Origin of the sequence: Parapedobacter sp. SGR-10, assembly GCF_011030405.1 — a bacterium.
Classification (GTDB): Bacteria; Bacteroidota; Bacteroidia; order Sphingobacteriales; family Sphingobacteriaceae; genus Sphingobacterium.
The window spans coordinates 45572-55481 of record NZ_JAAJTJ010000027.1; the positions used below are offsets into that span (position 1 = coordinate 45572).

Consider the following 9910-nt stretch of genomic DNA (forward strand, 5'->3'; position numbering starts at 1 on the left):
TTTGATGAGAAAAATCTGGTGGAAAATATTAGCGGCAAGTTTTGTATGCATTTCTATAGTCGCTGGTTTCATTGGACCGGTACCAGAGCTACCGATCTTGAACGAAACTATCCGCAATGTGTACTTTCACGTACCAATGTGGTTTGCTATGATCACACTATACACCATATCCATGGTCTATAGCGTTAAGTATCTCAGCAGTGGCAAGGTTGAATTTGACACTATCGCGGTAGAAGCCGTGAATACAGGTATCGTTTTTTGCTTCTTAGGGCTTCTGACCGGTATGCAATGGGCCAACATCACCTGGGGCGACCCTTGGCCGAATGATCCCAAGCTCAACGGCTCGGCCATAGCCACCTTGATGTACCTGGCCTATCTGGTCTTGCGCAATGCCCTCGAAGAAGAGCAAAAAAGAGCTAAAATTTCAGCCGTCTATAACATATTTGCCTTTCCGATCATGGTTGTGCTCCTGTACATCCTCCCCAAGCTGACAGATTCCCTACATCCGGGAAGCGGAGGCAATTCGACCTTTGGCGATTTGGATATGGACAACTATATGCGGCCTGTATTTTACACTGCTGTTGCCGGATGGATACTCACCGGTGTATGGATATGTACACTCAGATACCGTATCCGCTTGATTGAAAACAAAAGAACTCAACTGTCCTAACATCATGAAAAAAATATTTTTGAGCACATCTTTTCTATTTCTGTCGTTGCTTTCAGCTTTTGCACAGTCTAATGGAGTGGAAATGGCCACAGGTTTGCGCAGCTCCGGCAAAATATGGGTCGTTGTGCTGGTCGTACTGACATTGTTTATCGGTATTTTTATTTACCTATTCACGATGGACAGACGTATTAAAAAACTCGAAAAAGACAAATAGACGAACAAGGACTTACAAAAAAATGTTTCCATAATGATTATCAGTCAAAGTAGACAATTTACACCTGTTAATATCTTCTTGGTAACCGTTATTGGGGCAATCCTCTGTTTAGGTGCTTTTTTTCATTTGCCCCAGGATCTGACCCCTATCGTTCTTGAACCGGCGGTCAGTAATCTGACAGGTTTGGAAATCGGCAGCAACCTTTCTCCTGCTGCCAATGTGCTCGTCACCTTGGTACTCACACTAGCCCAAGCTTTTCTTCTGAACAGTGTGATCAATCATTTCAATTTTATGGGGAAGCCAAATTTCCTAACGGCACTCCTGTACATGACATTGGTCAGTCTGTTCCTACCTTTTCTGGTTCTCTCCCCGACATTGATATGCAATTTCATCACGATATGGATGGTATCCAAGCTATTCAATATCTATAAGCAGCCCGATGTCAAAGGATTAATGTTTGATTTGGGAATGATCATTGCCCTGGGTAGTTTGATCTACTTCCCGTTCATCGTCATGCTGCTGCTGCTATGGATCGCATTGATTATATTCAGACCATTCATCTGGCGGGAGTGGGTAACCCCAGTGCTGGGATTTACGATTATCTACTTTTTGATCGGTGTCATTTATTACTGGATAGATCGCTTTGATGAGTTTATAGCTATTTTCTCGCCCTTTACAAATTCTTTTCCCACGACGTTGCAAGTGGATATACACGACTATTTTGTAGGAATACCCATTGGTATTGCCATGATCATGTTCTTGTTTGTTCTCCAGGACCAATACTACCGAAGTGTCGTCCAGATACGGAAATCCTTTCAATTGCTGTTCTTTATGCTCCTGCTGATCGTGGCTTCTTTCTATCTGAACGAAAAAATCACCATCAATCACTTTTTGTTGTGCGCCCCCCCCCTGTCCATATACCTTGCATTCTATTTCAGCCACGCCAAAACGAAATGGCTATACGAAACCCTTTATTTTATCATCATCCTGACCATTCTTTATTTTCAGTTTGTGTAGAATGACCGTTAGAGTCTACAAATTCAAGCACACGTGACACGCGTGCACCTTTCTGCGACTGCACATATCAATCCTATAATTTTTCAAAAAAACAGGTAACAATATGTACATAACGTGGATATAATGACAAACGATTTTAAAAACACATTAAATTCTACAGTCATGAAAAAATTATCTACTATCAAATTATTTGTATTGGCAGGATTGATACTGGGAGCAGTCTCCTGCTCAAAGAACAATGGAGAAGACGTTTCACGTTTCGCACAGCCAAATGCCACAAGTTTTAAGGACATCAGGGCCAAAGCTTTGCAAGACCTCGTGCAGACCGAAACATTCAAAGCCGAAGACGGTATTGACTTTACATCGACAAAAGGTGTTAAGTTAAGAATCTGGGGCAATTGTCTGGAAGATCAGGCGGGTAATACTGTTTCGGGAGATGTCACACTGTCATTTGTCGAAATATACGACCGTGGGAACATGGTGGCGACCAACAAACCGCTGATGGGAATCAATGATGAAGGCAAGAAAGAACCCCTGGTGACCGGTGGTCAGTTTAATATCGAAGTAAAACAGGGTAATGAAACCTTATCTTCCGGTTGCTACTTCACGCTGGAGGTACCTGCAACCAACACAGGCGGATTAGATCCCGGTATGACCTTGTGGAAAGGCAAAATCGATGCAAACGGTGACCTGGCATGGGAAGAAGACAAAGGGGGAGAAGGACAGGAACGTCCGCTGAATCCGAATGAAGAGAATACCTCTTACGATATTTTCGGTCAAGAATTCGGTTGGGCAAATGTGGATCGCTTTATGAGTTATAGCGGCCCCAAAACCCAAATCAAGGTTACTGTACCCAACGGATACAATCATACTAATGCAGGCGTATTTTTAGCTTACGAGGATAGTCCTTATACATTAGCTCAGTTGGATACATACGACACCGAAGGCAAGTTTTTCACCGAGCATTACGGTTTTGTTCCCGTCGGTCTGACAGTACACGTGATCTTCACGTCGGAAAGCAATGGACAGATCATCTACGCAATCAAACAGGTCACTGTCGCAGCCGGCTCGACGGTAGCGATCAGCGAAAATGATCTCAATACGACGACCAAAAACAACCTGGTCAGCCTGATCAATGCTTTGAATTAAAAAGGTTCTTTTATATAGTGGTTTATTCTGCCCTGTCCGATTGTCGGACAGGGCCTTTTAATACCCAACTACTTTAAAACAAAGGATTAATTTTCCAAAAACATCCCATAAACAACTAAAAATCAAAACCTTAACCTTTTTTAACAAAATGAACCTACGGAATACTTAAAAAATGGATAGCTTTGTACCGAAAAAAGCAAAAAATCAATACAAATAGATTTATACTTTGCCAACTCAGATAAGTTTACTTTTGGTAGCTGAATTAAGATTATATGCATAAAATATTTACCCTAGAGCCACTTAATATATTATTGGGAGTATGCTTGATTGCCTGGTCAGTACAATCGCATGCTCAGACGACTTCCTCACACTCTCCATATTCACAATTTGGCTTGGGACAAATACGCGAAGATCTAGTACCCCAAAACAGGGCAATGGGTGGTATTTCGACAGGATTGAGGTACCAATCCGGCTTAGCTACCTTTAATCCGGCAAATCCCGCCAGCTATTCGGCATTCAGCCGTACGATATTGGAAGCAGGCCTCTACGGCAACATGACCCAACTGGGTAAAGGCTCTACAACAAACCACATGGCTGATTTTGCCTTTTCACACATCGCTATTGGCATTCCCCTCGGACAAAAAGCAGGTGGGGTAGCCGTAGGCTTGATGCCTTTCTCTGATGTAGGATACAATTCTTCACAAAACATCACACTAGAGAACATCCAATACAAGAAGACTTCCAACGGAGAGGGTGGACTAAACAAGGCTTTTGTCGGGTATGGGCTGAGCCCAATCAAAGGATTCAGCATTGGAGCCAATGCAGGTTTGTTATTTGGCAGTCTGTCCGACATATATGCCGTCTCCTTTCCCTATACACTTGAGGCATACAATATGAGACGCGAAGAATCCAGGCTCATAAGAGGGCTGGTCTTGGACTATGGAGCGCAGTATTCTACGTCCTTGGGTAGCAAAATGAACCTAACGTTAGGCTATTCGGGCACATTGAATAATGTCGTGTCCAACACAAGCACCGTCACTGTATCCCGCACGGAAGGTTCACTGGACCCCGACTTTCAGAATATCGCCTTGGACACCGTATTCTCTCAGACGTATCCCAAACGGGATATCAATCTACCTTTGAAGCACAATGTAGGCTTCACACTATCCAAAGGCTACAGCTGGATGGTAGGAGCTGACTTCAAGTATGCGGATTGGACCTATTTTCAGACGCGGCAGGGAGAACCTAAGCTCGGAAAAAGCTACGGCATAGCCATCGGCGGACAGTTCAAGCCCGACGTCACCTCCTTCCGCTATTGGAATATCGTAGACTATAGACTGGGATTCAGATACAACAATACGCCGATACGTTTCAATAATCGCGACATCAACGATATGGCCATTACGGTCGGATTAGGCCTCCCTCTACCGGAAACAAACTTTGGAAATACATTTTCCAGAATCAATATTTCTGCTGAGTTTGGCCAACAGGGCACATTAAACGACAACCTCATCCGCGAACGGTATATCAATATTAACCTTGGATTTACCATCAACGATCTGTGGTTCCGAAGAAGAAGTTTAGATTAAGGAATATGATCCTCGCACGACATATCACGCATGCAATACCCCTATTAATACCTTTTTTAATAGGGGTATTGTCGCTATGTAGCTGTGAGAATGATATGAAGGACATTGACGATATCGAAAATATCCAAAAAGAAGAAGCTGTCGATATATCGATCGATGTTAAAATCATATACAGTGACTCAGCTGTGGTCAAGGCCGAACTGACCGGCCCCGAATTACGGATATATCATGATAGCACAGGCAATTATGAGTTTCAAAAGGGGTTACAGATTATTTTCTTTGATAACGACGGAAAAGAAACGCAACGGATAAAATCGGACTACGGTGTACAAAGAAGCATAGAAGGGATTACCGAATTTCGAAAAAATGTCGTGATCAATATGGCAGACGGTTCGGTGATCAAGACCGAAGAGCTGTTTTACGATGAAAAGAAAAAGGAGTATTATAATTCTGTACCTATAGAAATGCAATTTACAGATTCCCGAGGCAATATGCAAGCGACTTCCTTTCGTTCAGATGTAGATTTTAAGAACATCCGTGGGGAGAGTATGACAGGCTTCATGATTCCAAGCAGCGGGCAGGTTCCATCGTTTGGGAGGTGATGTTATTTATATCAACAAACGTAAGAAACCGGAGATGAAAAAATTAAGCCTTATAATTTTGAGTGCAATTGTATTTGTCTCATGTACGACACCAAGACAAATAAACGCCTCTAATTCAGAATATGGAGTAACTGCTTATGGATTAAGGGGAATAGATTACGAACCTCCTCTTACAAAATCCTTATTTGAAGACAAAAGTTCTACAATTTCCGAAGAGAATATTCAAACAATATTGGATGGGTAGTATAACCTTTCAAATAATTTAAGAAAAAAGATAGTGACTTGAACGAAAACGAAACTACAAATCGCATAAAAAACCAAGCAATACTGCTGACTATAGAAGAAATTGGAAAACAAATCTCCAATTTTCTGAATAAAGGAAAATAAAACCCAGACTAGCTAACGTACAAACCTATCCGCTGATCCATGCTATCGCACGAACTATGAAGTGCTCTCCGCAGGAAACCGAACGAAGTGAGCTCTACGAAGTAAATCCTTTCGTATGACTTTCTTATTAAGCTCGGCTATATCGCATATAAAAAAAATTACTCCTGATTTTTTTCTACAGGTATTCGTGAATGCGAAGCATTTTATCTAAGTTTGGGTTAGCTTACCATACGGCTAAGAAGCATTTAACCGCAAAAATGGATGAACCAACAATAAACTTTGAATAATTGAGCATTGACAGGGCAACACCGACATATTGACCACTCCATTGCGTTCATTGATACGGAGATTGAACCTAAGAACGGAAAAATCCTTGACATTGGAAGTATCAAGGATAACGGGGCTTCATTCCATAAAACTTCGGTAGCCGAGTTTATACAGTTTCTCAACGGAACGCAATTTATTTGTGGGCACAATATTTTCAATCACGATATAAAATACATTGGCAAAGCACTCAATGACATAGGAATAAACGCTACAAGCATTATTGACACCCTATTTCTTTCGCCATTACTCTTCCCAACTAATCCATATCATTCCTTACTCAAAGACGATAAGCTACAATCGGAAGACACCAATAATCCGCTGAATGATTCTATCAAAGCAAAAGATTTATTTTATGATGAAATTTCGGCTTTCAAACGAACGGATGAAACACTGAAACAAATTTTCTATTTGCTTTTAAACGACCAAAAGGAATTTTCCGCTTTTTTCAGATTCATAGGTTTTACGGGAGTTCATACAAGTCGTGAAAGGTTGATTCACAATAAATTCAACAATAAAATATGTGAAAACATAGACCTTGCAAAAATCATCACAGAACACCCGGTTGAATTAGCCTATTGCCTGTCGCTGATTAACGCTAACGACCGCTACTCCATTACACCGCCTTGGGTGTTGAAAAATTATCCCGGAGTGGAACAAATTATGTTGCGTTTACGCAACAAACCTTGTATAAGCGGCTGTGAATACTGTAATCAGGCATTAGACGCACACAAAGGACTTAAGAGATTTTTTGGTTTCGATTCATACCGAAGCTACGGGGGTGAACCGTTGCAGGAAAAAGCGGTTAAGGCTGCCATTGACAACAAATCAATTCTTGCCGTTTTCCCCACCGGTGGCGGCAAATCCATTACGTTTCAAGTGCCTGCTTTGATGAGCGGAGAAAACGCAAAGGGATTGACAGTCGTTATTTCCCCTTTGCAATCGCTCATGAAAGATCAGGTTGACAATCTCGAAAAAATCGGCATTACGGATGCAGTAACCATAAACGGGTTGCTTGACCCGATTGAAAGAGCAAAATCTTTTGAAAGGGTTGAAGACGGTTCGGCTTCTATGCTCTACATATCGCCCGAATTACTGCGGTCAAAAACCATAGAAAGATTGATTTTAGGACGGAAAATTGTCCGTTTTGTCATTGATGAGGCACACTGTTTTTCATCGTGGGGACAAGATTTTAGAGTTGATTATTTGTACATCGGCGATTTCATCAAATCCATTCAGGAAAAGAAAAATCTGGAAGACGGTATCCCTGTTTCGTGTTTCACGGCAACGGCAAAGCAAAAAGTGATAGAAGACATACGGGATTATTTCAGAGAAAAACTTTCGCTTGACCTTGAACTGTTCACCTCAAAAGCATCAAGAACAAACCTACAATACAACGTTTTTGAAAAAGGCGACGAAGAACAAAAATATCAAGCCGTTCGGGATTTGATCGAAGTAAAAAACTGCCCGACTATTATTTATGTTTCAAGAACACAGAAAGCATACAAACTTGCGGAAAGGCTCAAGGAGGATGGTTTTAGTGCAAAACCGTATCACGGGAAAATGGACAAGCAGGAAAAATCTGAAAATCAGGATTCGTTTATCAACGGAGAAACTCAAATAATGGTAGCTACTTCGGCTTTCGGAATGGGCGTTGACAAAAAAGATGTCGGAATGGTCATTCATTATGAGATTTCCGATTCGCTCGAAAATTACGTTCAAGAAGCAGGCAGGGCAGGACGAGATGAAAAAATTACGGCTGATTGTTTTGTATTATTCAATGAAGAAGATTTAAGCAAGCATTTCATTCTTTTAAATCAAACCAAGCTCTCCATCAAAGAAATTCAGCAGGTTTGGAAAGCGATAAAAGACATCACACGATTTCGTTCGACAGTTTCAAACTCTGCTTTGGAGATTGCGAGAAAAGCAGGCTGGGACGACAATGTTGTTGACATTGAAACAAGAGTAACGACTGCCGTTGCCGCATTGGAGGAGGCAGGATATTTGAAGCGAGGGCAAAATATGCCGAGAGTGTTTGCAAACAGTATTCTTTCCAAAAATGTACAGGAAGCCATTGATAAAATCAATGCTTCGGAAAGGTTTGAAGAAAAACAGAAAGAACAGGGAGTTCGGATTATCAAGAAACTTTTTTCAAGCAAAAGCAGAAAACAATCAAGCGAAGAAACAGCAGAATCAAGAGTTGATTATATCTGCGACCATTTGGGAATTGTAAGAGAAGAAGTGATAAATGTTGTCAATCTTCTTCGTGAAGAGAAGATTTTAGCCGATGCAAAAGATTTGACCGCATTTATCAAAAAAGGAGAAAATAAAAATCGCTCGCTCAATATTGTTGATATATTCAGTAAAATCGAAAATTTTTTGCTTCCATTTTTGGAAGAACAGGAAAAAGTATTTCATATAAAAGAACTGAACGAACAAGCGGAAGAAAGAGGCCTTGGCGAGATAAGCACCAACAAAATTAAAACTATCTTCAATTTTTGGGCAATTAAAAATTGGATAAAACGGCAAAGTTTAGAATCAAAAAACCACGTTGCTGTTCTTTCATTACACCCGAAAGAATTATTGAAAGATAAATTAGAGAAACGACACGTTTTAGCAAAATTCATCGTGGAGTTTCTCTATGAAAAAAGTAATGAAAACACATCGGAAGATGATACAGGAAAAGAAGAAGTTTTGGTTGAATTTTCTGTTCACGAGTTGAAAGATGCTTATGAAGCGAGTGCCGGACTGTTCAAAATGGACATTAGCATTGACGACATCGAAGACACGCTCTTTTACTTGTCAAGAATTGAAGCGATAAAAATTGAGGGTGGTTTTCTTGTTGTGTATAACCGTTTGACCATTGAACGGACAGAACAAGACAACAAAAAAAGATACACAAAAGACGATTATCAAAAACTACATCAGTTTTACGAAAATAAAGTTCAACAAATTCATATTGTTGGCGAATACGCCAAGAAAATGATTGATGACTACAAAAGTGCTTTGCAATTTGTGGAAGATTATTTTCAGCTAAACTATTCTTCATTCCTCAACAAATATTTCAAAGGCAGTCGTCAAAATGAAATAAAGCGAAATATCACACCTACCAAATTCAAACAGCTTTTTGGAGAGCTTTCACCAACGCAATTAAAAATCATCAACGACAACGAGACAAAACACATTGTTGTTGCGGCAGGTCCGGGAAGTGGAAAAACAAGAGTTCTGGTTCACAAATTGGCTTCGTTGCTTCTGATGGAAGATGTGAAACACGAACAGTTGCTGATGATTACATTTTCAAGAGCAGCAGCAACCGAATTTAAAAAACGATTGCTTAAACTGATTGGAAATGCGGCAAACTATATTGAAATAAAAACATTCCACTCTTATTGTTTTGATTTGTTGGGTAAAGTCGGTAGTTTGGAAAAATCAGGCGAAATCCTAAGAAAGACGATTGAAAAAATAAAGAATAACGAAGTCGAAGCAAGCCGAATAACAAAAACCGTTTTGGTCATTGATGAAGCACAAGACATGGACAAAGACGAGTTTGGTCTAATAAGTGCTTTAATGGAACAAAACGAAGAAATGCGCGTAATTGCGGTTGGCGATGACGACCAAAATATTTATGAATTTAGAGGTGCGAGCTCAAAATATTTGGAGCAATTCATTCGGGAAAATAGTGCAGTGAAACACGAATTAATAGAGAATTACCGAAGCAAAAGCAATCTTGTTGACTTCTCCAATCAGTTTGTAAAACGAATTGCTTACCGACTAAAGCAAACACCAATCATTGCAAAGCAAAACGACAATGGACAAATAAAGATTGTACGTTATCAAAGTGGAAACCTCATCAATCCACTTGTACAAGACATGCTGACAACCGGACTTTCGGGAACAACCTGTGTGCTGACAAAGACCAATGAAGAAGCGTTGCAAGTTACGGGATTACTTTTAAAGA

8 protein-coding genes are annotated in these 9910 nt (G+C 40.5%); all 8 read left to right on the plus strand.

From position 1 onward, the window contains the following. Positions 1–4 precede the first annotated feature (4 nt). Positions 5–670: a cytochrome c biogenesis protein gene (gene ccsA / locus G5B00_RS15385; RefSeq protein WP_163877425.1), complete on the plus strand. Its 666-nt coding sequence runs from the start codon at positions 5–7 to the stop codon at positions 668–670. A 4-nt stretch (positions 671–674) separates the two neighbouring features. Further along, positions 675–884 carry a CcmD family protein gene (locus G5B00_RS15390; protein ID WP_163877428.1) on the plus strand — a complete coding sequence of 70 codons (210 nt, stop codon included), beginning with the start codon at positions 675–677 and terminating at the stop codon, positions 882–884. A gap of 33 nt (positions 885–917) precedes the next feature. Continuing rightward, positions 918–1901 carry a DUF6427 family protein gene (locus tag G5B00_RS15395; protein WP_163877431.1) on the plus strand — a complete coding sequence of 328 codons (984 nt, stop codon included), beginning with the start codon at positions 918–920 and terminating at the stop codon, positions 1899–1901. A 162-nt stretch (positions 1902–2063) separates the two neighbouring features. Continuing rightward, positions 2064–3050 (plus strand): hypothetical protein, encoded by a 987-nt coding sequence (locus G5B00_RS15400; RefSeq protein ID WP_163877434.1) that lies wholly within the window; start codon positions 2064–2066, stop codon positions 3048–3050. 272 nt (positions 3051–3322) lie between these two features. Continuing rightward, positions 3323–4639, plus strand: coding sequence for a hypothetical protein (locus tag G5B00_RS15405; RefSeq protein ID WP_163877436.1), 1317 nt, complete (start codon positions 3323–3325; stop codon positions 4637–4639). A gap of 5 nt (positions 4640–4644) precedes the next feature. Beyond that, complete coding sequence (lptC, locus tag G5B00_RS15410) at positions 4645–5241, plus strand: LPS export ABC transporter periplasmic protein LptC (protein WP_163877439.1); 597 nt, start codon at positions 4645–4647, stop codon at positions 5239–5241. A gap of 34 nt (positions 5242–5275) precedes the next feature. Beyond that, positions 5276–5485, plus strand: coding sequence for a hypothetical protein (locus G5B00_RS15415; RefSeq protein WP_163877442.1), 210 nt, complete (start codon positions 5276–5278; stop codon positions 5483–5485). 437 nt (positions 5486–5922) lie between these two features. After that, the coding region (locus G5B00_RS15420; protein ID WP_205966442.1) for a RecQ family ATP-dependent DNA helicase at positions 5923–9910 on the plus strand (3988 nt) is incomplete at its 3' end.

Bases quoted from the DNA above. Each gene is read 5' to 3' on its own strand.
- G5B00_RS15390 (WP_163877428.1), top strand. From the start codon at position 675: ATGAAAAAAATATTTTTGAGCACATCTTTTCTATTTCTGTCGTTGCTT.
- lptC (WP_163877439.1), top strand. From the start codon at position 4,645: ATGATCCTCGCACGACATATCACGCATGCAATACCCCTATTAATACCT.
- G5B00_RS15415 (WP_163877442.1), top strand. From the start codon at position 5,276: ATGAAAAAATTAAGCCTTATAATTTTGAGTGCAATTGTATTTGTCTCA.
- G5B00_RS15405 (WP_163877436.1), top strand. From the start codon at position 3,323: ATGCATAAAATATTTACCCTAGAGCCACTTAATATATTATTGGGAGTA.
- ccsA (WP_163877425.1), top strand. From the start codon at position 5: ATGAGAAAAATCTGGTGGAAAATATTAGCGGCAAGTTTTGTATGCATT.
- G5B00_RS15400 (WP_163877434.1), top strand. From the start codon at position 2,064: ATGAAAAAATTATCTACTATCAAATTATTTGTATTGGCAGGATTGATA.
- G5B00_RS15395 (WP_163877431.1), top strand. From the start codon at position 918: ATGATTATCAGTCAAAGTAGACAATTTACACCTGTTAATATCTTCTTG.